This is a genomic window from Flavobacterium sp. SORGH_AS_0622, from assembly GCF_030818825.1.
GTDB lineage: Bacteria > Bacteroidota > Bacteroidia > Flavobacteriales > Flavobacteriaceae > Flavobacterium.
Genome location: NZ_JAUTAX010000001.1, coordinates 2,300,710 through 2,326,843, shown reverse-complemented (window position 1 = coordinate 2,326,843; position 26,134 = coordinate 2,300,710). Strand labels below are relative to the sequence as shown.

Annotated in this window: 23 protein-coding genes; 5 read left to right on the top strand and 18 right to left on the bottom strand. The window is 36.5% G+C overall.

Going from position 1 to position 26,134, the window contains the following annotated elements; all coding sequences use genetic code 11:
• From traK to QE431_RS10025, 12 genes are all read right to left on the bottom strand, one after another.
• Entirely contained in the window at positions 1 to 609 is a 609-nt protein-coding gene (gene traK, locus QE431_RS10080) for a conjugative transposon protein TraK (RefSeq protein ID WP_307295424.1), read from the bottom strand.
• A 24-nt stretch (positions 610 to 633) separates the two neighbouring features.
• Positions 634 to 1,845 (bottom strand): conjugative transposon protein TraJ, encoded by a 1,212-nt coding sequence (gene traJ, locus QE431_RS10075; protein ID WP_307295423.1) that lies wholly within the window; start codon positions 1,843 to 1,845, stop codon positions 634 to 636.
• A 3-nt stretch (positions 1,846 to 1,848) separates the two neighbouring features.
• The gene (locus QE431_RS10070; RefSeq protein ID WP_307295421.1) at positions 1,849 to 2,484 is read right to left on the bottom strand and encodes a TerB family tellurite resistance protein; all 636 of its coding nucleotides are present in this window, start codon (positions 2,482 to 2,484) and stop codon (positions 1,849 to 1,851) included.
• A 10-nt stretch (positions 2,485 to 2,494) separates the two neighbouring features.
• A complete protein-coding gene (locus tag QE431_RS10065; protein ID WP_307295419.1) occupies positions 2,495 to 3,109 on the bottom strand; it encodes a hypothetical protein in 615 nt (204 codons plus the stop codon).
• A gap of 13 nt (positions 3,110 to 3,122) precedes the next feature.
• Positions 3,123 to 3,806 (bottom strand): conjugal transfer protein TraI, encoded by a 684-nt coding sequence (locus QE431_RS10060; protein WP_307295417.1) that lies wholly within the window; start codon positions 3,804 to 3,806, stop codon positions 3,123 to 3,125.
• Positions 3,807 to 3,815: 9 nt separating this feature from the next.
• A complete protein-coding gene (locus QE431_RS10055; protein ID WP_307295416.1) occupies positions 3,816 to 6,287 on the bottom strand; it encodes a TraG family conjugative transposon ATPase in 2,472 nt (823 codons plus the stop codon).
• 33 nt (positions 6,288 to 6,320) lie between these two features.
• Entirely contained in the window at positions 6,321 to 6,635 is a 315-nt protein-coding gene (locus tag QE431_RS10050) for a DUF4133 domain-containing protein (RefSeq protein WP_307295413.1), read from the bottom strand.
• Between the two features lie 12 nt (positions 6,636 to 6,647).
• Positions 6,648 to 6,932 (bottom strand): DUF4134 domain-containing protein, encoded by a 285-nt coding sequence (locus QE431_RS10045; protein ID WP_223704658.1) that lies wholly within the window; start codon positions 6,930 to 6,932, stop codon positions 6,648 to 6,650.
• Between the two features lie 179 nt (positions 6,933 to 7,111).
• The gene (locus tag QE431_RS10040; RefSeq protein WP_307295411.1) at positions 7,112 to 7,573 is read right to left on the bottom strand and encodes a hypothetical protein; all 462 of its coding nucleotides are present in this window, start codon (positions 7,571 to 7,573) and stop codon (positions 7,112 to 7,114) included.
• A gap of 197 nt (positions 7,574 to 7,770) precedes the next feature.
• On the bottom strand, positions 7,771 to 8,964 hold the full coding sequence (locus QE431_RS10035) for a hypothetical protein (protein ID WP_307295410.1): 1,194 nt from the start codon (positions 8,962 to 8,964) through the stop codon (positions 7,771 to 7,773).
• Between the two features lie 56 nt (positions 8,965 to 9,020).
• A complete protein-coding gene (locus QE431_RS10030) occupies positions 9,021 to 9,890 on the bottom strand; it encodes an AraC family transcriptional regulator (RefSeq protein WP_307295409.1) in 870 nt (289 codons plus the stop codon).
• A gap of 336 nt (positions 9,891 to 10,226) precedes the next feature.
• On the bottom strand, positions 10,227 to 10,832 hold the full coding sequence (locus tag QE431_RS10025; RefSeq protein WP_307295407.1) for a hypothetical protein: 606 nt from the start codon (positions 10,830 to 10,832) through the stop codon (positions 10,227 to 10,229).
• A 331-nt stretch (positions 10,833 to 11,163) separates the two neighbouring features.
• On the opposite strand from QE431_RS10025, the gene QE431_RS10020 reads away from it, so the two are divergent.
• Positions 11,164 to 12,837: a helix-turn-helix domain-containing protein gene (locus tag QE431_RS10020; RefSeq protein WP_307295406.1), complete on the top strand. Its 1,674-nt coding sequence runs from the start codon at positions 11,164 to 11,166 to the stop codon at positions 12,835 to 12,837.
• 77 nt (positions 12,838 to 12,914) lie between these two features.
• Complete coding sequence (locus tag QE431_RS10015) at positions 12,915 to 13,091, top strand: histone H1 (RefSeq protein WP_193844520.1); 177 nt, start codon at positions 12,915 to 12,917, stop codon at positions 13,089 to 13,091.
• Positions 13,092 to 13,177: 86 nt separating this feature from the next.
• Here QE431_RS10015 and QE431_RS10010 read toward each other — a convergent pair whose 3' ends face one another.
• The 6 genes from QE431_RS10010 to QE431_RS09985 form a co-directional block, all read right to left on the bottom strand.
• A complete protein-coding gene (locus QE431_RS10010) occupies positions 13,178 to 14,566 on the bottom strand; it encodes a hypothetical protein (RefSeq protein WP_307295404.1) in 1,389 nt (462 codons plus the stop codon).
• Positions 14,567 to 14,751: 185 nt separating this feature from the next.
• Positions 14,752 to 15,228, bottom strand: a complete 477-nt coding sequence (locus QE431_RS10005; protein ID WP_307295402.1) for a hypothetical protein — start codon at positions 15,226 to 15,228, stop codon at positions 14,752 to 14,754.
• A gap of 160 nt (positions 15,229 to 15,388) precedes the next feature.
• Entirely contained in the window at positions 15,389 to 16,411 is a 1,023-nt protein-coding gene (locus QE431_RS10000; protein ID WP_307295401.1) for a hypothetical protein, read from the bottom strand.
• Positions 16,412 to 16,585: 174 nt separating this feature from the next.
• Positions 16,586 to 17,344 (bottom strand): hypothetical protein, encoded by a 759-nt coding sequence (locus QE431_RS09995; protein WP_307295399.1) that lies wholly within the window; start codon positions 17,342 to 17,344, stop codon positions 16,586 to 16,588.
• Between the two features lie 204 nt (positions 17,345 to 17,548).
• Complete coding sequence (locus QE431_RS09990; protein ID WP_307295397.1) at positions 17,549 to 18,001, bottom strand: hypothetical protein; 453 nt, start codon at positions 17,999 to 18,001, stop codon at positions 17,549 to 17,551.
• Positions 18,002 to 18,230: 229 nt separating this feature from the next.
• Positions 18,231 to 18,491, bottom strand: a complete 261-nt coding sequence (locus tag QE431_RS09985; RefSeq protein WP_163397468.1) for a helix-turn-helix domain-containing protein — start codon at positions 18,489 to 18,491, stop codon at positions 18,231 to 18,233.
• A gap of 526 nt (positions 18,492 to 19,017) precedes the next feature.
• Between QE431_RS09985 and QE431_RS09980 the strand changes: the two genes are divergently transcribed.
• Genes QE431_RS09980 through QE431_RS09970 form a run of 3 tightly spaced genes read left to right on the top strand, consistent with a single transcriptional unit; the run spans position 19,018 to position 26,123 of the window.
• Positions 19,018 to 22,041, top strand: a complete 3,024-nt coding sequence (locus QE431_RS09980; RefSeq protein WP_307295393.1) for a SusC/RagA family TonB-linked outer membrane protein — start codon at positions 19,018 to 19,020, stop codon at positions 22,039 to 22,041.
• Between the two features lie 9 nt (positions 22,042 to 22,050).
• The gene (locus QE431_RS09975; protein ID WP_307295392.1) at positions 22,051 to 23,436 is read left to right on the top strand and encodes a RagB/SusD family nutrient uptake outer membrane protein; all 1,386 of its coding nucleotides are present in this window, start codon (positions 22,051 to 22,053) and stop codon (positions 23,434 to 23,436) included.
• A gap of 11 nt (positions 23,437 to 23,447) precedes the next feature.
• Positions 23,448 to 26,123, top strand: a complete 2,676-nt coding sequence (locus QE431_RS09970) for a S9 family peptidase (RefSeq protein ID WP_307295390.1) — start codon at positions 23,448 to 23,450, stop codon at positions 26,121 to 26,123.
• Positions 26,124 to 26,134 lie beyond the last annotated feature (11 nt).

Below are 26,134 nucleotides of genomic sequence, written 5' to 3'. Positions count from 1 at the left end.
CTATTTTCTGGTTTCTGCGGAAAGATCTTTGTTTTCAATCGTATTAAACCGCTCGATAAGAAAACCATGCGGATTATTATCACTTCTTGAGACATTGCGAAGCGCACCTTCTGTAAACAGGCTTCTTTTCAAAATACTGGTAGTACGGATAATGTTCTGTCTGGCATAACATCTAAAACGGTAGGGATATTCACCGATATCAATACTCACACTGTCAATCTGGATGGTCTGGCTGATATTTCCTGATATAATACCCGAATAAAAATTGTTTTCCTTCAGGTCATCATAAATCCGTTTTGCACTGTCGTCTGCCAGATATAGCGCTTTTGTGATATTGGTTTTAATGACCTTATCATCAGGATCAAGGGTAAAGAAAAACTTGTGAAAGGTTTTTACATGGTCCCTTGCTTCAACAGCAATATTATCTTTTCTTTCCGAAGCGTAAGCTTCCAGCGCTTTGCCGTTTGCCAGAATATATACTTTATCCTGCATAAGGCTAACTGTCTGGAAACTTTTATAGACAGCATAGCAGCTTATTATGATGCAGCCTGCAATTACAAGCATCGTGAAACCTCGAACATATCTAAACGCCGTATCAATGTTTTTCATTTTGGTAAACATATGCTCCTGTTATTAAGTCTGTTTAGAATTTCCTTTAAGCCTGTCATTCATATAGTTTCCTTTATCAGTAAAATAAGGACTGCTTCCTGCTGTCGCAGCCATGCTGCCGGTCATTCTCCGATCTGCATCTCCCATCGCATCAGCAGCCATTCCAACCGCATTTGAGGAAGTTCTTACAACAGTATTGGCTGAACTGCCAAACATGCTTGTCACTTTATGGCCCAGGCCTCCCCCTCCGCCAGCGTGAACAATATAATTGGCAACAGAAGGCACCGTAAAATAGCCTATGATTCCAATAATCATAAAGATTAAATAGGCCATATCGGTCCTGCTGAAAAAAGTGTCACCTGTTGCCTGCACCTGCGAGAGGTCCAGCTTAAGCATCAGCTCCTGAATCTTTCCGATTATGCTTCCGAATATATTGGCCACGGGAAGCCACAGGTAAATATTGATATATCGGGCAAGCCATACTGTGAGCGTGTGCTGGAAACCGTCAAATACAGCTATTCCAAATACCAGCGGCCCTAAAATGGAAAGCACCACCAGTTGAAATGTCCGAAGGGTGTCAATGCATAAGGCGGCGGCTTCAAACAAAACCCTCAGCACCTCGCTCAGCCATTCCTTAACCGAATTTCGAAAACTGTAAGAAGCTTTTTCCATGGCAAATTTGACATCATTGCCAATGCCTGCGAGCATGCTCTCATCGGATGGATCAGCACCGTCATTCGTATATTTATACCATCTGTCGCGATCACCCGTCCCGGCTGCCCCTACATACATCTTCCATGGATCGGTTTCTTTAATTGCTTTTTCTTTCTCTTTAAGCAGAACAGCAACTGCATTGTTAGAGCCCGTTACCATAGCAGCAGTAGCTGTAACAGTTGGTTTCATAACTCCGTTAATAAGTGCCAGAACCGACGGAAAAATCATAATGGAGAATCCTATAACAAAGGGACGGAAGAGCGGATAAAAATCAATGGGCTCGGCACTAGCTATATGCCTCCACACGCGTGAGGCGATGTACCATATAGTTCCAAAACCTGCTATTCCCTGCCCTACAGCAATTAGGTTAGAACACAACGGCATCATTTCATCATAAAGCCGGTCTAAGACCCCATGAAGACTACTCATATTATCACCTAGTCCCTGTGCTATTATTCTGCAGGGATGCAGTAATAAGATAAGCATTACACAAACTGCTTTTTTGTTTAATAGGCATTTCATACTCTAGTCTTTAAATTCCTGAAAACTCTTTGAGACATAAACATCTTTTTTCTCTTTTGATCTCTGAAGAGCCAGCACATTAGATGAGGCATTAAAGTTTCTTAGGAAAAGCAGTTTATCCTGCATCTGCTCATAGATATCGTCAACTGCCTTTAGTCTTTCGTCGTCCGACATTCTGAGCTTATCAGCTGTTATGACCATCGTAAGTTCATCAAGATTTCGCAGGCTCTGATTAAGCAGGTTTCCGTAAACTTTCTCAAAGTAATTTATTTCCTGTCCGCTGAAATTTCCGTTTTTTATAAATCGGTTCATTCCGTTGCGGCTTTCCTTGACTATTGAAATCTGATATTCCACTATCTCTCCTACCCTTTTGTAATTCCTCACCGCTGGACTTACCTGCATAAGTGCATCTAGAAAAGTTTTATGAAGGCTGAAGTTCCCTTCGGTCATATCTTTCACCGTTTTGTATCCACCAGAAAGCAGCTCGTACCCCTTTTTCATGTCACTTAGAATTTTCTTGAACTGGGAAAGCTTTTCAATATTCAAAATCAGCTGCTGAATTTCTGCTGACTGCGCTTTTAATTTATCCGGAGTCAGAAATAGGCAGATAACCGCCATAAACAATAATATCTTTTTCATGATCGCAAGTTTATAATTCGTACAATTCACTTAATCCTTTGGAATCCTCTTTGTCGGCAGTTTTTGATACCGACATCAGTCTGGCATCCCTGCTGAAAGAAAGACAGAAATTATAATCCTCCAGCATAGTTTTGTGAAGGAGATCAATGCGTTCAAGCCTCTGGTCATCTTTTAGTTCCAGTTCTGCATCGGTAGTAATAACAAGGAGCTGGTCGAGAGTCCGGCTGCAGTTCTGAAGCAGCCTCCCAAAAGACCTCTCGATGTAGTCCAGTTCATTACCATGAAACAAATCTGCAGTTTGAAGATCTGCCAAAGTCTTGCCGCAGAGTTTCATTATTTTAAACTGCATGGAGATGATCTGGGCAGTTTTATAATAATTCCTCACCTTTGGATTGATTTTTAAAAGTGAGGTAAAATAATCACCGTGCAGGTTGACTTCTCCTTTTCTCGCATCCCCTATAAAATTAAGTCCCTTTGATACTGCCGAATAGCCTTTCTTTGCATAGTCAATATAAACCTGAAGCGCCGCTATCTGAAGGATCAGTTCCTTCCTCTGCTTTGCCTGCCCGCTCATACCTTGATTAAAAACACAGAGCGTTATTAGTAGTACACCTATCTTTTTCATGTTTTTTATTGAATTATGGAATTCCGTAAAATTGTTTCACCCGGTTTACATCTGCTTCTGTTTTGGCCCTCTGAAGACTCAGCAGTATGTTCTGCTGGTTAAACATAGTAAGGTCATCGTAGTTTCCATCAATCTGATCAGCAGCCTTGTTGATGATTTCAAGACGTTTGAGATCGCTCATCTGGGTGGCAAAAGAATCCAGAATCAAAAAAATCTGGTCGATATTCTTCACACTTTCCTCGAGTATTCCTGTATAAACACGCTCCATATACTGGATTTCGCTGTCTTTAAAATGGGTATCCTGCTTAAAAAGATTCCAGGCTCTTTCATATTCCTGAACAAGCTGTGTCTGCTTTCTGGTAATTTCTTTTATCCTCTGGTAGTAGGTAATAATTGACTTTACTTTTGCCAGCTCTTCGTAGTAGCCTTTGTAAAGATCTTTCTGCTTTTGGGTCCATTCCGATATTTCATCCAGTTTTAGTTTAGATAGTACATTTTCCACCTGCTTCTGTGCATTCTGAAGCCAGATGGTCTTATTCTGCAGTCTTTGGATTCGAAGATCGATTGCTTTAATGACTTTCTTGGTTACTGCTTTTACAATCTCGAGTATCGGCAGTACCGTTACTTTTTCAGCAGGTCTCGCCGAAGTGCCGGCCAGCAGCAGGCAGACCAAACAGACAATTAATTTCTTTTTCATTTTTCCTTTTCATTTAATTCCATTTCTCATATCCTGAGCCATTGCGGCTATTCCTTTCTTTATGTCCCCGCCAAACTTCTGTGCATAGGCATTCATTTTCACTTTCTCGCTTTCCTCCGTGGTATAGGCCAAATATTCCTCCAGAGAAACTTCCGTGCGATATACCTTGGAAAGCATCCCTCCCAAAGAGATAAAAACTTCTTTGTATTTCCTGGCTGGATCATTGGCTTTATTTACAGAAAGTACAAGTGCCTTTTCTTTGTCTGTAAGTCCCAGCAGCTCCTGAATCTGGTCAAACTTATTCTGATATTTGCTCTGGTCAAGAAGGATCTTGCAGTCGCTGTTGTTGATAATTGCCTGCTTGACCACTGGTGAAGAAATAATATCTTCCACCTCCTGAGTTACCACTATTGCTTCCCCGAAGAATTTACGCACAGTCTTAAAAAGATATTTTATATAATCTGCAAAACCCTCCTTCATTAATGCTTTCCATGCTTCCTCAATGAGTATCATTTTTCTGATCCCTTTAAGCTTACGCATCTTATTTATAAAAACTTCCATTATTATGATGGTCACGACAGAAAAAAGTATCGGGTGGTCTTTGATGTTGTCAAGCTCGAAGACAATAAACCTTTCTTTTAGAAGATCCAGATTTTCTGTCGCGTTCAACAGATAATCAAACTCGCCTCCTTTGTAATAAGGCCTGAGCACATATAGAAAGTTATTCACGTCAAAGTCCTTCTCCTTTACTTTATCGCCTTCCAAAATGGAAATAAAATCCTCTTTCAGGAAATCATAAAAGCTGTTGAAACAGGGAAATATCTCTGCATTACTATCCAATTTCTCGTAATACAGCTGCAGGGCATTGGAGAGTGCTACGTACTCGCTCCTATTAAAGGTTTCGTCGTCTTTTTTCCAGAGTGCCAGCAGAAGCGTTTTAATGCTCTCTTTTTTCTCCGTATCCAAACTGTCTCCTTCTGAAATATAAAATGGGTTAAAACGGATAGGATTCTTTTCATCGTAAGTGAAATAATACCCGTTTACCATATCGCAGAGCCCTTTATAGCTGTGCCCAACATCCACCAGCACAATATGCGTTCCCTGCTCGTAATAGCTTCTCACCATATGATTGGTAAAAAAGGACTTGCCGCTGCCTGAAGGGCCCAATATAAATTTGTTTCTGTTGGTACAGATCCCCATCTTAATAGGCTCATCGCTGATATCCACATGAACCGGTTTTCCTGTCAGTCTGTCTCCGAGCCTAATGCCGCAGGGACTCAGCGAAGATTTATATCCCGTTTCCATATTCAGAAAGCAGACCGCCTGTTCAGTGAAGGTATCAAAGGTGTCATTCATGGGAAAGTCGGCTGCATTTCCCGGAATTCCTGCCCAGTAGATCTGCGGAGCTCCCACAGTTTCCTGTTTGGCCGCCGCATCCATCTGGGCAAGAGCTGATGACACTTTATTCTTAATTTCTTTCAGTTCTTCCTTATCCGTGCTCCAGGCCAGGACATTAAAATGCGTTTTAACCGGAAGCCTCTGCTGTGATACTGCTTCGTTCAGGAAATCATTCGTCGCATCCCTGGCAATCATATTCTCCCGACTGTAGGCAGAGAGTGACTGCAGTCTGAGTCGCTTGCTTTCCAGCTTTTGGATGGTTTTCTGTGCATCCTCAATGAAGATATACTGATTGTAAATATGACTGCAGGATAAAAGCTGCCCAAGGGTTGAAGCAAAACCAATGCTGAATTTGGTCTTATCGGTCGAATAGCGGTCAAAATTGATTCTAGAGCCGCATAATCCAGGCAGATCAGCCGCATCACCAAGTGTAAAGAGCTGGCAGTGTTTATCTCCTACTGCTAATCCTTCATCAAACCTGATATCCTTAAAAACAAATGAATCTTCACGCTCTGATAAAAAACAATACTTTTCCACCAGCCCGATTCTTCCGCTCTCGCTTCTAAGCGATTCATTTTTCAGACGCATCAGCTTTATAAATCCGCTGTCTTCCATAATCCTTTTAAACTGGCCGCAGGCATCTGCAAAATCCTGCAGCAGCTGCGGCTTTAAAGTTTCCTCCGGCACTATGGAACTTCGCAGCAGATTAGAAAACAATGAGGTTGAATTTCTTCTCCCTGCCGGCTTCTTGGTCAGCATGATATAGCAACTGTGATCCAGAAAAGGCCTTTCGTTGAAGAAACGCTCGCTGCTTCTGGTCAGAAAACTGCTGTCTTCACTTAAAAAATCAGCTTTATAAGCACTTTCTAAGAACCAGTCCTGCTTATGAAAAACACAGAACTTTGGCAGTACCTTTATGGCCTTTATCCACGATTGGTGGAACGCTTCGTATTCCTGATCCGACATTGTAAAGATCTCAGGCAGTTCCACCTTAAAAACGATAGTTACATCTCCTTGTTTTGATAATATGCAGTTATGTTCTACTGCCATAACCGGCAGCAGATCTTCCATCCTCTTCTCCATCCTTTATCCACTTTTATCATTAACGCCCTATAGCTATATCTTTATAAAAACCGCTCTGCTGTAAACTTTAATCCACTTGGGTACCTGTTTTTTAGCCAGAGCCTTCATCATGCCGTATTCGCCGTAAGTATTGCTCATTCTGTATATTTTAAAAATAAGAAAACCTCCTGCCGTTCCAATAAAACCAATGCATATCAGGGAAGGAACTCCAATTATGTACAGGACAGCAAACAGAATCATAAGACCTACAACACCTCCGCCCAAATACCAGATATACTGCGCTTTAAGCCCCTTAAATTCTATACTCTGATTGATTCCTTTATTGATCGAATAAACGCTGTTACTCATCTTCTCTATCGTTCAAACCCCGAAAAAGGATTTAATGACCGTAGCGACTACCACTAGAAACACACAGCTTCCAAACCAGGCAGCTGCGACTTTTCCTGTATCAGGATCTCCGGCATTCCACTTCTGGTATACTTTTACTGCCCCTATCAGCCCGAGGATCGCTCCTACCGCATACATCAGTTCAGTGCCGGCATCAAAGTAACTTCTCACTTTCTGGTTGGCTTCATTTATTCCCGCCACACCATCCTGGCTGTAAATAACATTACTAACCAGAATCATCAGGAGCGACGATCCCATAGCTCTAAATCTTCTAAAAAGACTTTTTAATTTCCACCTGCATTTTTTCATCACATATCATTTTTAAAGTTATTCTTTAGTAAAAAGAAGAGGAATAACGCCGTTGCAGCTCTATTTTTCCTGTCACACAAAGCCATACCGCACCAGAGAGAACGGGGAATATTCCTCTTCTGAATTTTTTAAAATACCGGTCCGTCCCAGAGACTGTCAGCTTCGCTCAGACTTAAAAGAAGATTGGGATATAGTTGGGACTCAGAAACAATAATCTGGTTAATGTTTTCTCTGAGGGAAGAAATTTTGACATATGGATATTCATCCAGAAGCATTCTTAGGTAGTTTTCAAACTGCTGTTTTGATAAATTCTTTTCAGAACATTCTTTAGCAGCATCTTTAATCCGCTGGGAAAGTTTTTCTGCATCTTGCAGCGTATCAAAAGATTTGGGAAATAAATCTGATATTGATTTTATTTCCTGTGAATTTTTAGAAGTTTTTTTTAGAAATGGCATCTGCAGATTCTTTTCACCTGATAAGATTTTTTTTAAATCACGACTGTGAAATTTCAGTAAGATTATCAGATACCAGAAAATTACAGCGATACCGGCCGCGGTCAGATAACTGCCCCATGAAATATTTGTAAACATAGCTCCTCATTTTATCGTTCAACATTTTATCCTTCTCTATGAAAACCACCGTCAGTTAAAGCTGGCGGGATTTATTCTACAGGCCAAAGGAACGACAAGGATAAATTTTCTACAAGTACAACTTTTCTGTACCCTTTTTGTATCCTTTCAAAATGCTTGAATTTAAAGGGTTATCAAATTATACTGGGCAATAAATTCTAATATGTTTTTATCTTGCGGATTATTTTCTCAAGACTTTCAATAGCAATTTCCTTATCGCGCTCTTCCGCATTATATGAGTTGCTTCTGACTGACTGGTAAGAAAGATTTCTCTTTACTGGAGTAGAGAGATAAGGTACAATGCTTTTAAATATGTAGTTCATAGACTTGGCCTTAATAATTCTAGCTTCATCTGTCGCCCTTAAAATAAGTCCAATCTGATCTCCCGAAAGCATACATTCCAGCTTTGAGTCAGCTTTCTCCACAAATTCACTTCCGGCATAATTGTCCGTCTGCTGCTGCATTTCGATTGCAGTCTTCTTTTCAACATATCTTAATTCGCTGGAAAACCAGTATTCCAAAAATAAAATCAGATTCTGCTGTGATGGATTAAAGGTTAATTTAATATCTGCGTTTATTTTAGACAGTTTCTTGCAGAAGTATAGTAGCCTTTCAAGTCTTTCAGATAAATTCTCGAAACCTTCTAAATACCTGCCTACTCTAGTAACCAGTCTCTCGGTATACTCTCTGGAATTAAAATTCATTCTTATAAGCATAAGATCAAGATTTGAAAAACCTTCAGATTCCGTAACTGGATAATTTAATTTTTCAAGTTCAATGATTATCTCTCTATAATACAAAATCTGGCGATAGGTATACTTACTTTTTCTGCTGTATTGAAGTGGCGCAGCAAGAAGATTAACAACAAATTCCAATTCTGGATCGTTCTCCTCAGTATTTTCTTTTTTTTTAATCACATTTTTTAAAACCTCAAGCGTATCTTTTTTCCAAATTGAAAAATAGCTGCAAGACACCCTTTGGTCAAGACTCATAAAGGACGAATATCTTGTTTCTACAAATGACAGCAAATCGTCCAGGGAACTAACAATCAGGTCAAATATTCTAAAAAATTCAGGAGAATTGAATTTTTCGATCATTCTTATTTCTACTACCTTATCTAGTAAAAAAACTAATGAAGAATGATATTTTCTTATAAGAAGTCTAATCTGCCTCTTACTTTTCAGCTCGAAAAAAGAATTTTTAATATGAATTTTAATCTTTTTTGATTCAGATACTATCGTTTTACTCAAATTCTCCAATTCATATTCCGATACTTTTACAGTAGAATTATCAATATCAAGTGAATTTATAATCAACGAATCAAACCATTCCAAAGGATACATTTTATTCATCGTCTTATCGTTTTAATTAAACAATCTCTGGCAGAATAAGAAGCGGTTTTGGCAGCTTACTTTTTATTGGAACGAAATTCTGTTGGGAGCATGCCGGTATGTCTTTTAAAAAATACGCCAAAGTTTTCAGGACTGCTGAATTGTAGTTCATCGGCAATATTGGCCACAGTATAGCTGGAATCAGTAAGAAGATTTTTCGAAACATTTACAAGAGCTTCAATTATAAAGGATTTCGCAGTTTTTCCTGTGCTCTCTTTAACCATCTTATTCAGATGCCCCGGAGTAATGAATAAAGCACCCGCATAAAACTGTACGTGATGCTGTGTTCTGAAGTGTATTGAAAGTAAAGTCAGGAATTGGATTACAATACTTTCTCTTCTTGAAAAGTCAAGATCGAGCTCTGGTTTATATTTGGAATGTATAAACTTAAGTTCATATATAAACAGATTAAAGCATATTCGGCGCAGCTTAATAATAATATCTGGTCTTTCATTTCCGTACTGCAGCGCACTCATCAATTTATAAATTACCGACAAGACTTTAAAATCATTCTCCTGCAGGCTGATCTTTTGATCAGATTTCAGCATTAAAAAACTAAAAGCATCCAAAAGCTCTTTCTCATAACAGTTGTTATGTGCAAAATCAAAATTTGTTCTTATAAGATAAAGCTGGATGTTAGGAGTTACCTCAAGTTTGGTGCAGACTGAATTATAGGGAATTAAAAATAAATCTCTGCGTTTCAATATATTGGTTTCGTCATGAAATCTAATATTCATTTTACCGTTTTTGATTAAAAGCACTGAAAAATTCGAAATGGAAAACGGAACTTCCAGTACATTTTTTACTTTGTACTCTGAAAGCAGCAGTACATCGATACCGTCATTTTCAATGCTTTTAATTTCTGTATTTAAGATTTCTCTAATCATTTTTTGTCTTTTGTGCAGATCTGCTTTTAGATTTTATCTTTAAAGAAATATTCCATCCATATTAGAAACTGGAAATACAAATTAGACAGACAGCACACGTATAAAACATACGCTGTTAATCTCGGGCTCTCAGTAATATTGTCTTCGTTTAAAACGTAACGGACAAGCTGATCGGCCACAAAAAGCTTCATTATAAAATAAAGGCTCAAGAGATTGAAAAAGAATAATAAAATATAAAACAAAGCTCGCTTTTTCATATTCAGACAGATTAGAAAATTATTAAATCACTTATATTTAATTTGTTCATAGTTTAATTGAACCAGCACTATTAAAACTTCAATAGCCGTTACGCTTACTGGTTGTAGAGGTTTCCCAGTCCCTATCCTTTCTGTCCTTCTCACTAAATAAAACTGCTTCCGAAATTGATGAAATAGATAAAATGGATTCCTTTTCATTTGTTAGAAGTGTCGAATCCTGTCTTTTTGAAATCTCGTATTGAATTATAAAATCATCCACGATGTGGTACTGCTGGCCGCGGAGATTTCCGAGATTAACTATATACCCCTTCACATCAAGTTTCAATGATGATCTCAGTGTACTTTCATCAACAATTATGTATAATGTTGAGACAGGATCCTCCGTGGATGAAATTGTATCTATAGCAGAACTGCTTTTCTCAAAAGTCTTTAGTTCATTTCGCCCAGGTTGGGCTTTTAATACTGAAATGATCTTTTCTTTTAAATGGGCAGGAACTAGAAGAACGTAATCTCCCGCCGCAACTTCCTTAAAGCTTTCCTCTAAGTCAGACCCATTTGTAAAATCTGTAGTTTTCTCTTTGCTGATTGCTTGGCTGGAAACCAAGCTTAAATCAGAATTGTCAAAATCGTCATTTGAACATGAACCTAAAAAAATAATTAAACCAGTTAATAATAAATTTTTCATAATGCAAAATGGTTTTGTTAATTGAGAACTTATCTCAGTCCATTTTGCCCGGGCCAGCAGAACTTTTCATCAGTGCTTTACTGAATCTTTTGCTGTTGAATTCAAGGCAAATCTAAATTGCAAAAAATCATAAATCAAGAACATGTTTGTGGGTTTTCGGAAAATCCACTATCGATTTCCATGAAATCGACAATGTATTTTTCTTACATTAAATATTCCAATTCAAATATTTAAAGTATTTTTGAAAGTTGCTCTCTAACTACCTCTACATTGATTTTATTAACCTGATTTATGCTTTTATCAATGCATAAACTCAAAATTTCTATGTATTATGAAATGTAATTTACCGTTATTGCTGCTTCTATTTATTATTAAATCTTTAACTGCCCAGAATAATCCCAACAGAATTCGCGATTCCCTTACTTTTAAAAGTTATGAATATTTGGATGATAGAATTTATGAATACAAAAATGACAGTCTGAAAGCCTCCCCATATTTATACGCCTATTTAAATAAGGCAAAAAAGGAGAAGAATCATGAAGAAACGGTTAACGCATATCAAAACATACTTCATGAGTCCCCTATGAATCTTCGATTAAAATATGCTGACAGCATGGTGATGGCAGCTGCAAAATCCAAAAGCAATGAACTGATTGGATCGGCTTTTTTATCTAAAGGAATAGTGTATTACAGCCAAAAGAACTATGTGAAAGCATATGATTATTACATTAGGGCAAACGAAAGCATTTCCAAAACTGAAAATGAGTACCTGATCTACAAAACCAAATATCATATTGCGCAGATTAAATATTATCTCGGTTTTTATGATGAAGCTATCTCACTTTTTAATGAATGTCTTTCATATTTTAAAAAAAATCAGGAACGACCGTACTTAAACTCACTGCACTCATTAAGTGTATGCTATAATAAGGTTGGCGATTACAGCAGATGTTCACAGACTAATACATTAGGTCTTGCTGAATGTGAGAGGCTGAAAATTCCGGAAATGGAATTATTTTTCAAACACTCGGAAGGAATCAACCAGTTCTTCTTAAATAACTATCATACTTCCATACAAATGCTTCAGGAGGTCCTGCCCCATCTGAACAGCATGACAGAATTTGCCAACCTATCAATTGCAAATTTTTATATAGGAAAAAACTATTGGAAACTTCAACTTCCTGCAAAAGCAGTTCCCTACTTTAAAAAAGTGGAAAAAGCATTTATTGAGCAAGGATACATTCGTCCAGATTTAAGGGAGGTTTTTGAATTAATGATTAAATATTACAGGAAGGAAAATAATCTGAAATCCCAGCTTTATTATATGGACCAGCTTTTAAAAGCGGATTCTATATTAACAGATAATAATAGGTATCTAATGGGAAAAATCCATAAGCAGTATGATACTAAGGAAATTCTGCTGGAAAAAGAAAAAATACAGCAGCAGCTTGTAAAAGAGAAATATTATGACGTTATTCTAATCAGCGTAGTTGTGGTTCTGTTCTCTGCTGTCATTTACGGCACCTATAACCACTTTGAAACCAAAAAGCGCAATAAGGTCAAATTTGATATGCTTCTGGAAAAAAATGAAAATAGCAGCATACAGAAACAGTCACCCGATAAATTCGAAATAACCGATATTTCGCAGGAAACTGTACAGCAGATAATTAGACACCTTGAAAAATTTGAAAGGGATAAAAAATTCCTGCACAAAGAGTCAACGCTGGCCGCTTTAACTGTACGGTTTAATACAAACAGCAAGTACCTCTCAAAAGTGATATACCATCGCAGCGGCAAGCGTTTTGCCGATTATATCAATGACCTGAAAATCGATTATCTGGTGGAACTGTTGCGAAACTCAAGCGCGCATAGAAATTACTCCATAAGTTCGCTGGCTGAGGAAGCCGGTTTTACCTCCACTCCCCGATTCACAAATGCATTCCACTCAAAAACAGGAATTTCGTTCAGTTATTTCCTTAAAAAGCTGAGGAAAGAGAATTCATGAAAATATTTCTTTAGCAATACCGTTTTCATTTAAGGCAAAATTTTACATTTGCCCACTTAATTAAAAAAAATTGTATTATGAAAGACCTTGTTGCAAAAATCAACGCTGAAATCGAAACATTCAAAACAGAAGCTGAATCATTATCAGAAAAAGGAGTTAAAGCTGCCGGAGCTAGAGCGCGTAAATCATCTTTGGAAATTGAAAAACTTTTAAAAGAGTTTAGAAAAGTTTCTATCGAGGAATCTAAAAAATAAATTCATTCTTACTTTTACTAAATTAGCCTTTCAGAACCTGAAGGGCTTTTTTGTAAAAGTTTATGAATGCATAAATACTTAATCTTTCATAAATCAATATAAAATTGAAAATGTCCATTAAGTCTCTGTAGTCTAAAGCTAATACTTTTTAATTTCCATTTTCTTCCAATCCATTTTTCTTCCTGGAATTCATCAAAATTAATCTCTCCAATATTTTCTATGTCCTTTCCAAGTAATTCACTTATTTTATTAACTAAACGTTTTATTTCCATAGAATAAATTTTATAATGCTTTGAATTAATTTGCCCAAGTACGATTATAGGATCTTCGCTTTTGTTATTTGATGTGACTACGGTCATTTTATTAAAAAAATCAAATAAAAAATATGGGAAATAATATGTTTTCCATTTATCATTTTCTGTTTTTTCTTCGTAATATTCACCATCTATCAAAAGTCTCAAAGGGTATGATAAATTAAAACCAATATCATTAATATTTAGGTATTTATTGTAGAAGTTTAAAAATTCAGCAGGCTTAAAAACAAATGTATTTATTCCTAATTTCTCATATATTCGTTTTGTTTTATTGTAAGATTTGTTGTCATTTACGACATAAAAATTGCATGTCGAAGCAAAAGCGGCATGAAAAGCATCTTCCGTTGTATTTTTAAAAGTTTCTTTTCTACCTTTTTTTACATTAACGTTGTCTTCTTGATAACCATGAATATCTAATAATAAATATTCATTTGAGATTTCATTAAACCAATCAGGGGCATTCTTAGAATTATTAACATATTTATTTTTATCAATATTTAATTTGGAATATTTACCCTCAATCAGTTTTGCCGGATTTTCAGTATTAAAAATACTATCTCTATTAATTCCCACTCCAGATTGAACTATTTGCCGTAATTCTTTATAATTTTCACCTTCATTTAATCCTATATTCACATCACTGAAGCTTTTGAAAAAACCTTCCATTGTTGGATTATTAGTTAATCCCGGGTAAATTTTTTTTAATTGTTCTGCGCTTTCTGGATTTTTTAAAGTTTCATTAAATGAACTGTCTAAGGGCATTGCTTTAATTAGTTCTGAAAAGATGGAGCTAATTCCTTTATTTGCATCATCTTCTGCAAATAATTTTTCAAGTCCATCAATGCTCAAATCCTTAAATAATTTTTTATCCTCAGCTCTTTCTTTAAATAATTCATGCGGTTGATAGAGATCTAAAACTATATCTGCTCCTGTATTTATTAGACAATTGTTTTTAGTTAATTTGCCAATAAATTCTAAATCGGAATTGATATAATCGTTTAGTGTCTCATTTTCTTTTAAACCTGATAAAAGATCTCCAATATGTGAAGTAGAATAAGGAAGAAAAAATTTATCATTTTCTAAAAACACTTCTCTCAGCTCATTATATTGATTATTCTTCATCTGAGCCATAACATTCCAATCTAAATATACCTTTATCATTTATAAAATTGTTTTAGATTCTTAATTTTGTGGTAAGCTTGCTCATAAATTTAGAGTTACAATTACAGGTTTGGGACTAAACTAACTTGCAACTTCGGAATTACCAAATCATCACAATCAGTAAACCAGTTTTCTACTTAGCCACTGACGACCAATTTCGTTGTAGTAGGTGTTAACAACAGTAATTATGGATTTCTACTTAATTTATCGCCAAAAACTTCAACTGTTGGTCTATATTCAGCTTGTGGATCAACGAGCGACAGTTTCATCATATCTTCAAAACTTAAAGTATCTTTATATTCTGTTTCATATTCAAATTGTTTTCTACCTTCAAAAGAATTTATGTCTAAACTGTATTGAAATCTTTTATATTGTCTTTTTAGCGTTTCTGACCAACTTATAATAGGTAAATTTTCGGGTTTTTCTGCCTCAAATTTTTCCAAGCAAACTAAAAAAGCACTGTTAAAATCTAATAAATCAATATTAGAAATCCAACTTTGCGAGCATAAATATACTGGTAGAGAATAAACATTATATTCTGATTTATTGTCATATGACCAGATTTCATTTAGAGAAAACTCAATGGTAGCGTTATTCTCCTTTTTCGTTAAAATTCCATTATTATTAATAGTCCATCTTCCAATGAGAATTTTCTGTTCCATACTGTTTATGGTAATGTTGTTAATAACGTTTTGGTACTGGATCAAGTTTACTACTAAGTAAACTCCTTATTTCTAATTCGACAAAGACAATAATTACAAAACCATCATCCACTAAAATCTATTGCCCAAATCTGTTATAGTGGATGATTGCCATCGTATTTTATCTTTCATTTTTATTTAGCGTTTGCATAAAAGAAAAAAACTCATTAAACTCAATTTCGCCATTCAATATTCCATTAAGATATCGTTTTGATTCTTTATCGAATTTTGCTGAATTGTATGGTGATCCTTTTGCTGCAATGATAAAATTATAGTCTGAAATATATTTTACACGAAGTTCAGCATCATCAGCATTAACCACTTTTCCCCTGATTATAGTTGCTCCATCATCATAGTGTTCTCTACTTATAGGCTTTCTCCAAAACCAGAAATACTTAATTAATCCATATTCTTCTCTACTATATCCAAAATATTCGATTTGTTTTTTTATTTCATCTAGAGTCATTTTGTATATACCTGTTTGCTCTTCGCCAGTAGTTTCCACATAAACAAAGTCTCTATAGTAGGAATTTCCATGATATGAAGCGATTCGTTTTATTTTTAGTTGGTCAATATTCATTAAGACTTTATTGTTTCTTAATTTTTCAAATTTCTGAATATTGGAAGAAGAACCGCCTCTAAACCACCAAATTGGGTCTGATTCGCATTCAAATGAACCGTTTTTAAATCTTAATGGTTTTCTTAAAAGAAGTAATAATCTTTTTTTGGCTTCACAAGGCTCATTGAACCACACAAGGTCTCTCACACCAGGAAATGCCTTTGCCATTCTGTAAGAGAATAATACTGTGGAATTTTCTGTTGCATTTGGAATTTTCTCTTTTTGGTTAACTATTTTCGGTTTTCTAATTTTGTCTATAAGTTCTTTGGAAAATGATACAATTGGCTTTAATGTAAAAATTAGAAACGCTGCACTAAACAACAATAATATCCAAAGTGGTAAAGTGATTTCTTTTTTTATTATACCGTAAATTGATTCAGGTATGTCAAGAAAAGAAAATTTTGAAACTATAATTTGAATAATAGCATAAATTGTTCCCAGAATGAAAATAATTCCAGCTGCAATTACTTTGCTCCAGACAGGATCTTTCCAATATTCTTTTATTTTGCCAATCCATTTGTTCATAGTTATTATATTGAGTTTTGTGCTGATTTTGTTATTATTACCGCTAACGTTCCTGCGCTTCTCGACGTTTAAAAGTTATGAAAGCATGCATTTTCAGCAGAAAGAAAGTACGATAAAAAAAGATAACTCCACTAATTTGCACAAACCAAGAAATGTGCATTAAATGTAGCCTTATTATTTTTCAAATAAATATTTTTCCAATTCTAGCTCTGTTATTCTTGTTTTTAATCTTTTTTCTTTAGTCCAGAACAAATCATTTTGGCCTACGTAAACTAAGTTAAACAAATCGATCCAATCATTATCGGTCATTTTTTTGTTTGTCTTTGAAACTTCTCTTAAAAATGAATCAAAAGTACTTAGAAGTAATTGAAATTCTTTTTTATGAATGATTTTCAATTCTTGAAATACTTTATTTTCGTCAATTCTACAATCATTAATATACTTGAGTAGTAAACTTTCAGTAAGTGGAATCGTATCTGTTTTTTTGAATTTAACTGAATTTGCAGAAATAATTTTTTTATAACTTTTTGACGTTTCATTTATAAACTCAGTTAAAGTTGAAATAGAAGGTCTAATTGGAGGAACATTTTTTACATCTTCATATTTAAGTTGTACCATAGCTTCGAATTCTTTAAAATAAAACTCTGCATTTCCATAATATTTAATATTTGGGTTATCATATTTTAGGATATATTCAAATGGGAAAATGTCAATTATTTCAATTTCCTCTTTGTAGCTTAAAATTGATTCTATAGCTGAAATTAACATATCGAAATTCTCCTGACTTTTTTGTGCATTTGGGGAAGAATATATTTCAGATAAAACAATTAATGGAACGCATAAAATAATATTAGAATCTTCGGGAAATATAATGGTTTTTTGACCAATTCCATACCAAATATTTGTATCAGTTATAACTCTTGTCGGTTTCATATATTTATCTTAGTACGTATTTTAAAGTTACAGTTACCGTTCTGGTACTTAGCGGATATGGAATATTACAAATAATATCAATACAATCCAACTTCCCTTCTAGTCCAATTCTCAAATCCGTTATAGTATCTGTTCGCTGACGGTGCGTTTTTTTTATTAAAAGAAGATTCCAACGAGTTTTTATTTACTACTTTTTTGGAGGAATTAATTGTTTTGGCTTCTGATGAGTAATCCCTTTTGCACTTCGTTTCTATTTATATTAGCTTGCTCTTCTTTTTCTGGTTCACATATTGTTAACAATATTGCAACTAGTGAAATTAAAAAGGAAACGATAGAGATAATGAAACTCCAACTAGATCTTGAACGCTCGATTCTGATTCTAAGATATTTTTTATCTTCATATGCAAAAACTCCTTTGTTAGTAATTGCATATCCTGAGTAACCATCTTCATCAATAGAGTTATTGAATTTAATTTCTTCATTAGCTAACAATGAAGCTAAGATAAGTTTTGCAACATCATAACTCAGTTTTTCTTTTTTTACTACCTCGTCAATTGTTAAATAAAACTCTCTAGTAAGGTGATATTCTTCAATGTAATCCAGCTTTACTTTTACAAATAATTTTAATACTTTATGCTTGGCGTTATTATAATTCATATTTAGTTCTTAAATTTTTGGACACAACTCGTTTATTCTACCATAGAATGGCTTTATGCCACTTATAATCTTTTAATATCAAACTTAAAGATCCACTATCATTTTCATATACGGTTTTCCATAATTCTAAAATTATTTTGCAAAATACCTTTTTATTAAAGATTCAAACCACGTATAACTACCTGTTTTAACAATTCAATGAGACAAAAAAAAGATGCTTGCAAGCATCTTATTTATGAACATCAATTTTATTTAAATCGAATTCGAAATCAAGTAGTTCTTTAGGATGTATCCCTAGTCCAGTGGCTATACTAACTATTGTTTCTAGGGTTGGGTTTCCGGTACCCACTTCGTACTTATGATAATTACTGGAATCAAATTTAGTTTTACTATCTACTCCGCTAAGTGTTTTTATTTTTTCTGTCCTAATCTTTCTTAAATTTTCGCCAAAGGCTTTTTTGTAAGCTTTCAATATTTCTTCCTTAGCCATATCATTATTGTTTTATTTAACAATATTTGACTTTTCTCGAAAATATTTATGGTGATATATCACCATAAATATTTTTTTCCATATATTTGTAACAATTCATATGAAAATGAATTTATATATTTGCGATTCTTCAAAACAATATTGAAGCATTCGCTTTGAATCTCGTTTCAGAAAATTGGCGTTTTTAAAACCACGAGATGATAAGTAAGATGCTCACGGCCTTATGGGCGTGGGCTCGCTTATTTGTGGTTGGGTATGCCAATGCCTCTGAAACGATAAGTTGAGTTCCGCGTCCTTTTTTTACGTTACTCGCTTAATTCTTAGCTGTATCACTTCTATTCTTGTTCAAGTTTCGAAATTTTTGTCGAACTTTTATCACTATTGCTCGTGAATTAAACACAATCCGAATTTGCATATTATTAAACACTTAATTTAATGCATAAAAATGGCCCTCTATTTCGTCGCCAAACAACCATAGAGGACCGATAGCTAATCAAATCATATTTAACTAACCAATCCCAATATTATGAATTATTTTTCATTTTACAAGGATGGAAGAGCTCTTTGTTGCCTGATTTTTATGGGCATTACCTTAGCTTTTTCGTCAATTCATGCCGCCAGCTCAAAACGGCATTTCAAATTTACACCTCAACAATTTCAGGTCAACGGAACAGTAACTGACGGATCGAGTCCTCTGCCGGGTGTAACGATAGCAATTAAGAATAAAGTGAATTCCACAGCAATTTCTGATTATAGTGGATTGTATTCAATTACGGCATCACCATCCGATACTTTAATTGTATCTTTTATAGGGTTTAAAACTTCTTATATTCCTGTCAATGGACGAAAAATTGTTGACGTTAAACTTCTCTACGATACAACCACGCTGCAGGAGGTTCGGGTGAATGCTGGTTATTATTCCGTAAAAGAAAGTGATCGAACAGGGAGCATTGCCCGAATTACCTCAAAAGATATTGAAACCCAGCCCGTGACTAATGTGCTGGCCACAATGCAGGGCCGGATGGCAGGAGTAAGTATCACACAGACTACAGGAGTGCCTGGCGGAGGTTTTGATATAAAAATACGGGGACAGAACAGTCTTAGATCTGACGCCAATTCACCGCTTTACATCATTGACGGTGTGCCTATCTCTTCAGAGCCGATCGGCTCCTCTTATACGGGGACAACATTTCCAACTCTAGTCAGCCCTATCAATAGCATTAATCCGGATGCAATCGAAAGCATTGAAGTGCTCAAGGATGCTGATGCAACATCTATATACGGTTCAAGGGGAGCAAATGGTGTGATACTGATTACCACAAGGAAGGGAAAAGCAGGAAAAACAAAATTTACTGTATCTGCTTCCACAGGAACCGGCAGGGTAACTAAATTTCTTAACCTTATGAATACCGAACAACACTTGGCTGTCCGCAGGCAGGCCTTTATAAATGATGGCAGAAGTTCATACGGTGCTGCAGATTACGACATTAACGGCATTTGGGACCAGAACCGTTATACTGACTGGCAGAAAGAACTTATAGGGGGCACTTCATTGATAAGTGACCTGCAGGCATCAGTGTCAGGCGGTTCAAACAATACCCAATTTCTAGTAAATGGCTCTTATCATACAGAAACAACCGCTTTTCCCGGTCAGTTTCGATATAAAAAGGGCGGAAGTAATTTCAGTTTGAACCACAAATCCGAAGATGAAAAGTTTTCACTTAACTTCTCTGCGGGATTCAATTCACAGGATAACAACCTGCCTTCTTACGATTTTACAAGCGATGCCAGAAATCTTCCTCCAAATGCACCCGCCCTTTATACTCCGGACGGAAATCTTAACTGGGAAAACAATACTTGGCAGAACCCGCTTAGAAATCTAAACACAAAAGCAGAATCGGCTGTTAATGATCTTACAGGAAATGCCGTTCTTTCTTATGCTCTAACAGGAGAGCTTTCAGTCAAAGGAAACTTCGGATTCACTTATCTTGACAATACCGAAACTAGAATTGTTCCATCCACTATATATAATCCCGCATTTAATGTTGGACCTTCACAATCTTCTATTTTCACGAATGATGTAAATAGATCTTCATGGATAGCAGAGCCGCAGATAAACTGGATCAAGCAGCTGAAGAATGCTAAAATTGATGTACTTGTTGGTTCTACTTTTCAAAGCCAGCGCGGTACAAAAATATCCAATTTTGGATCAGGCTTCACTTCCAACAGCCTTATATATAACTTGGCAGCAGCGAAAACGGTAAGGGTACTGCTGGATGAGGAAACACTTTATAAATATCAGGCTTTCTTTGGACGAATTAACTTTAATTATCAACAGAAATATATCGCAAACCTTACCGCTAGACGCGACGGTTCAAGCAGATTTGGACCAGGCAACCAGTTTGCGAATTTCGGGGCATTGGGATTTGTGTGGCTGTTTTCTAACGAAAAATTTCTCCAGAATTCGAGGTACCTTAGTTTTGGAAAAATACGAGGCAGTTACGGTACCACCGGGAATGATCAGATTGGCGATTATCAGTTTTTCGACACTTATTCTGTCAATGGTGTATTATATAACGGAATTTCCGGCCTATCGCCGACAAGGCTCTTTAACTCCGATTTTGGATGGGAGACAAATAAAAAACTGGAAACCGCGCTTGAATTAGGTTTCTTCAAAGACCGCATTTTCACAACCGTGGAATGGTATCAGAACAAATCTTCCAATCAGCTGGTCGGTATTCCGCTTCCCGGAACAACCGGTTTTTCATCCGTGCAGGCCAATCTGGATGCGGTCGTACAAAACAGGGGATTTGAATTTACGGTGCGAACCGTCAATTTTAACAGCGGAAATTTTAACTGGACCACCAGCTTTAATTTAACTGTTGCTAAAAATAAACTCCTTTCTTTTCCTAATCTTGCTAGTTCAACCTACAGCCAGCAGTACAGGGTCGGTCAGCCGCTTAATATACAGCTGTTATACAAATTTAACGGAGTCAACCCGCAGACGGGAATCTATCAGTTTGAAGACCTCAATAAGGATGGGCTTTTGACAGCTGTTGAGGATAGGCAGATAATTGCAGATTTGAATCCTAAATTTTACGGTGGCCTTCAAAACAGGCTGGCTTATAAGGGTGTGTCGCTGGATTTCCTCTTCCAGTTTGTAAGCAAGGACAGCAAAGCCTATTCCATGTCGTCAGCTGGAACAATGTCCAACAAACATGTCAGGCTTTTGGATAGCTGGTCTTCGCAGGGGGATACTGGTCCATATCAGATCTATACAGCAGGATTTAACAGTTCGGCAGTAACCGCAAACAGCCTGTTCAACCAGAGCACTGCCTCTATTACCGACGCTTCCTTTATAAGACTTAAAAACATTGCCCTTTCTTATAAACTCCCTTTGAGCCTTAATGATACGCAATGCACGATAATGCTTCAGGGGCAAAATCTGCTGACTTTTACCAGATATGATGACGGCGATCCTGAATTTACAACCTATGGCTACCTTCCTCCGCTAAAAGTAATTACGGCAGGAATTCAATTAACTTTTTAATATCCGGTTATGAAAACAAAATTTTTATTTGCATCCCGATCTTTAATATTTATGATTCTGCTAGTCGCTGTTTCCTGCGATTCTTTTGTGGAAGTAGATCTGCCAAAATCACAATTAACCACAGAATCTGTTTTTGAAAATTATAACACTGCCGAAGCGGCTCTTACCGATATTTATTCAAAAATAAGAGACAGGGGAATGCTAACAGGTGATGGCATTGGAATATCAAATCATCTTGCCTGCTATTCCGATGAGATGATAAGCAATGAGAGTGTGTCAAATCCAAGTTTCAGCTTTTACGCTAATGCACTCCTTCCTACCAATACTATAGTTGCGGACTATTGGAATTCTGCTTATAACCAGATTTATGCCGCCAATTCAATTATCAGCGGTTGCGAACACAGTTTGTCGCTGACGCAGGCCCAAAGAAACCAGCTGACCGGCGAAGCACTTTTTATTCGTTCTCTGGAGCATTTTTATTTATTGAACATTTTTGGAAGCGTACCGTATGTTTCGGGTACGGATTACAAAACAAATAGTAAAATTTCAAAAATGGCTCCTGAACAGATGTATGCAGAAATTATCTCTGATCTGGAAACTGCCGTAGATCTGCTTCCTGAATCCTATATAGCCGCACCTCGCATTCGTCCAAATAAGTATGCTGCAAAGGCGCTTCTGTCCAGAATCTATCTCTTTAGCGGGAAATTTCCTGAAGCCTCAAATGCAGCATCAGCGGTTATAAATAACCAGAGCCTTTACGCCGCTGAAAATATAAACTCTGCATTTCTCTTAAACTCTAAAGAAACATTATGGCAGCTTCATTCCGGCACAGCCGGCAAAAACACCGCTGACGGCGCCTATTTTATATTTACCGCTGGCCCACCGCAGCTTGTCTGGATGAGCAGCAGCCTGTACAATTCATTTACGGACGACGACCTTCGTCGCACATATTGGATAAAAGAAGTTAAGGACGCTTCTGGAATCTGGCACCATCCTTATAAATATAAAGAAAATTTTGACACATCAGTTTCAAAGGAATATACAGTGGTGCTTCGGCTTTCCGAACAGTTTTTAGTACGATCTGAAGCAAGGGCTATGCAGGGAGATCTTATCGGAGCCAAAGAGGACCTGAACAAAATCAGAAAAAGAGCAGGCCTGCCAGATACCCAGGCACAGACACAGAGCGAAATACTCGATGCTGTTCTTGAAGAAAGAAGACATGAACTTTTCACAGAGTATGGTCACCGTTTTTTTGACCTCAAAAGAAATCGAAAGCTTAGCACCTCGCTTGGAAATATAAAGGCCGGATGGAATGCCACCGACCAGTTTTTTCCAATTCCCGAGGCAGAAATTAATGCAAATCCTAATCTAAAACCGCAGAATCCGGGATACTAATTACAAGACTTATGCTTACAAGATATTTTTATCGAAGATTATATGCCTTCAGGGCATTGTTTTTACCTTTTTTAGTTTTATTATTTATTTTGCCGTTAGTAGCCTGTCCCTTATGGGGACAGGTGGTGCAAAAAAAGAATCTGACTCCTGATTCCTATGCGCAATGGGGTGATGTCGTACCGGATAAAATATCGCCTGACCAGAAATGGGCAAGCTTTAGAATGAGATACAAAAATGGCACAGATACGCTGTTTGTACGAAATATATCCAGCCTTAAAACCTTCTATTTTCCTGCTGCCAAAAACGGCGGTTTCTCTTCTGGCCGGATGTTTTTCTGCCAGACTGGAAAAAATCTGATCATACTAGACCTTTCAAATGGCAGAAAAGAAATAATTAAAGAAATAAGTAATTTTGACTATTGTGAAAAAAACGAAAAGCTGGTTATTTTATCAGTCAGAGAAAATAAAAACCGTACACTTACAATCCGATCATTAAAAAATGGAAGGGTCAGTGAAATCACCAATATTGACCAGTTCTCACTTAATAAAGAAAAGGGTATGCTGGCATACAGCACATTTTCAGAAGGTAAAAGTGCCCTTTCAATTGCCGGCCTGCAGAAAGATGAGACTTTTGAAGTTGCTGTAGGGACTCTTCCTTTCTCCAACTTCAGCTGGCAGAAAAATGGACTCTCACTAGCTTTTACGGAAGGAAATGATCCGCAGCATCCGCAAGCTATTTATCATTTTATTGCATCTGAAAAAAAACTGCATAACTTTAAATTCATGCCTGAAAGCAATTCTCTTATTAATGCAGATACAGCATTTGACTCAGAAAGTCCAATTATAATATCGGACGATCTGCAGCGGGTGTTTTTCTCTACTGTTTCTTTTAATCCTCAATTAGACAAAAACGAATCAAAAAATGTTGAGATATGGGGTTCAGCTGATAAAAGAACGTACATTCAACAGCAGAATGCAGGCAGATTAAAAAAAGGAAGAGTTGCAGTCTGGGCTCCGGTTATAAATAAAGCTGTATATATCACATCATCTGATCTTCCTGATCTAATTTTAAGCGGTGATATGCGATATGCTGTTTTATCAAATCCAGCAGATCATGAACCTCAGTTCGAGTACACAGCTCCAAGAGATTTTTACGTAATGGATCTGAAGAACTTTGAGAAAAAATTATTCCTTAAGAACATCACGCCTGAGCCTCATTGTTTTAATGCATCACCTGCAGGTAAATACTTTGTTTATTTTAAAGATCGAGACTGGTGGACTTATAATTTTAGTACTGGGATTCATAAAAATATCACCGCTAAAATCGGTATTAAGTTCACAGCCAAAGAGCAGTCTCTGGTTCCTGAATCCGTCTGCGGCAATCCAGGATGGACCCAAAATGATACGGAAATACTGCTGTATGACCAGTTTGATGTCTGGGCAGTAAGTCCTGAAGAAAATTCTTTTAAGAGACTTACCAGAGGAAGGGAATCTGGCATTACAGTTAGAATTGCAAAATCGCATGATGAACCTCGATTTAATCATTTATTTGAAGGACAGATACAGGATAATTTTAACCTAGATAAGGATTTAATTCTGAGCGCAAGAGGAAACGATGAAAAAACAGGATTCTACATCTGGAATAAAAAAGTTGGAGAAAGTTCTATTATTTACAAAGATGCTTTGTGCGACCAGATAATTTACAGCGAAGGGAAGAAATATATATTCTTTCGCGAACAGAAATTTGACATGTCTCCAAGATTGGCAGTTGCAAGTACTTCATCACCTTCAAAATACTATTTTAAAAGTAATCCCCAGCAGGATAAATTTTTCTGGGGCAGATCACAGCTCATCGAATATAAAAACTCAAAAGGAATAAAACTAAAGGGAGTCCTGTATTATCCCGCAGTCTACAATCCTTTGAAAGAATATCCAATGATTGTCAATATCTATGAGCGGAAGTCATATGAACTTCATAAATATCAAAATCCAACTTGCTACGAGTCCGTCGGATTTAATCCATCTGTGTTTACAACTGAAGGCTATTTTGTATTGCAGCCTGATATCAGACTAGAACTTCAAAATCCTGGAATTGCTGCAGCTGACTGCGTTATCAGTGCAGTAAAAAAGGTTGTGAAGTCCGGCATAGTAGATGAAAAAAGAATCGGACTCATGGGCCATTCTTTCGGCGGTTACGAATCTTCATTCATAATAACACAGACCAATTTATTTGCTGCGGCTATTGCAAGCGGTGCCATTACAGATCTGGTCTCCTTCTATTACACTATAAATAAAGGCAATGGCAGACCAGATATGTGGCGGTTCCATAATGAAGAATGGAATATGGGCGGCACGCCTTATGAAACACCTAAAACTTATTATGATAATTCGCCTATAAATTTTGTACAGAATGTGCAGACCCCAGTGCTTCTCTGGAGCGGTAAAAATGACTATCAGGTGGATACTCACCAAAGCATGGAATTTTATCTTGCCCTGCGTCGTGCCGGTAAAAAAAGCATGATGTTATTGTATCCAGAGGAGGGGCATAATCTTATTGATGCTGAAAAGCAGAAAGACCTATCAATAAGGACGCTCCAATGGTTTGACCATTTTTTAAAAGAAGATAAAAAAAGTGAGTGGATAATTAAGGATGATAGCAATAAAAAAAAACAATGCAGTTCCATCTAGGAACTGCATTG

What these genes read in the sequence shown, in the direction of transcription:
- traK (WP_307295424.1), bottom strand. Translation starts at nt 609, where the DNA reads ATGAAAAACATTGATACGGCGTTTAGATATGTTCGAGGTTTCACGATG.
- traJ (WP_307295423.1), bottom strand. Translation starts at nt 1,845, where the DNA reads ATGAAATGCCTATTAAACAAAAAAGCAGTTTGTGTAATGCTTATCTTA.
- QE431_RS10070 (WP_307295421.1), bottom strand. Translation starts at nt 2,484, where the DNA reads ATGAAAAAGATATTATTGTTTATGGCGGTTATCTGCCTATTTCTGACT.
- QE431_RS10065 (WP_307295419.1), bottom strand. Translation starts at nt 3,109, where the DNA reads ATGAAAAAGATAGGTGTACTACTAATAACGCTCTGTGTTTTTAATCAA.
- QE431_RS10060 (WP_307295417.1), bottom strand. Translation starts at nt 3,806, where the DNA reads ATGAAAAAGAAATTAATTGTCTGTTTGGTCTGCCTGCTGCTGGCCGGC.
- QE431_RS10055 (WP_307295416.1), bottom strand. Translation starts at nt 6,287, where the DNA reads ATGGAGAAGAGGATGGAAGATCTGCTGCCGGTTATGGCAGTAGAACAT.
- QE431_RS10050 (WP_307295413.1), bottom strand. Translation starts at nt 6,635, where the DNA reads ATGAGTAACAGCGTTTATTCGATCAATAAAGGAATCAATCAGAGTATA.
- QE431_RS10045 (WP_223704658.1), bottom strand. Translation starts at nt 6,932, where the DNA reads ATGGGATCGTCGCTCCTGATGATTCTGGTTAGTAATGTTATTTACAGC.
- QE431_RS10040 (WP_307295411.1), bottom strand. Translation starts at nt 7,573, where the DNA reads ATGTTTACAAATATTTCATGGGGCAGTTATCTGACCGCGGCCGGTATC.
- QE431_RS10035 (WP_307295410.1), bottom strand. Translation starts at nt 8,964, where the DNA reads ATGAATAAAATGTATCCTTTGGAATGGTTTGATTCGTTGATTATAAAT.
- QE431_RS10030 (WP_307295409.1), bottom strand. Translation starts at nt 9,890, where the DNA reads ATGATTAGAGAAATCTTAAATACAGAAATTAAAAGCATTGAAAATGAC.
- QE431_RS10025 (WP_307295407.1), bottom strand. Translation starts at nt 10,832, where the DNA reads ATGAAAAATTTATTATTAACTGGTTTAATTATTTTTTTAGGTTCATGT.
- QE431_RS10020 (WP_307295406.1), top strand. Translation starts at nt 11,164, where the DNA reads ATGAAATGTAATTTACCGTTATTGCTGCTTCTATTTATTATTAAATCT.
- QE431_RS10015 (WP_193844520.1), top strand. Translation starts at nt 12,915, where the DNA reads ATGAAAGACCTTGTTGCAAAAATCAACGCTGAAATCGAAACATTCAAA.
- QE431_RS10010 (WP_307295404.1), bottom strand. Translation starts at nt 14,566, where the DNA reads ATGATAAAGGTATATTTAGATTGGAATGTTATGGCTCAGATGAAGAAT.
- QE431_RS10005 (WP_307295402.1), bottom strand. Translation starts at nt 15,228, where the DNA reads ATGGAACAGAAAATTCTCATTGGAAGATGGACTATTAATAATAATGGA.
- QE431_RS10000 (WP_307295401.1), bottom strand. Translation starts at nt 16,411, where the DNA reads ATGAACAAATGGATTGGCAAAATAAAAGAATATTGGAAAGATCCTGTC.
- QE431_RS09995 (WP_307295399.1), bottom strand. Translation starts at nt 17,344, where the DNA reads ATGAAACCGACAAGAGTTATAACTGATACAAATATTTGGTATGGAATT.
- QE431_RS09990 (WP_307295397.1), bottom strand. Translation starts at nt 18,001, where the DNA reads ATGAATTATAATAACGCCAAGCATAAAGTATTAAAATTATTTGTAAAA.
- QE431_RS09985 (WP_163397468.1), bottom strand. Translation starts at nt 18,491, where the DNA reads ATGGCTAAGGAAGAAATATTGAAAGCTTACAAAAAAGCCTTTGGCGAA.
- QE431_RS09980 (WP_307295393.1), top strand. Translation starts at nt 19,018, where the DNA reads ATGAATTATTTTTCATTTTACAAGGATGGAAGAGCTCTTTGTTGCCTG.
- QE431_RS09975 (WP_307295392.1), top strand. Translation starts at nt 22,051, where the DNA reads ATGAAAACAAAATTTTTATTTGCATCCCGATCTTTAATATTTATGATT.
- QE431_RS09970 (WP_307295390.1), top strand. Translation starts at nt 23,448, where the DNA reads ATGCTTACAAGATATTTTTATCGAAGATTATATGCCTTCAGGGCATTG.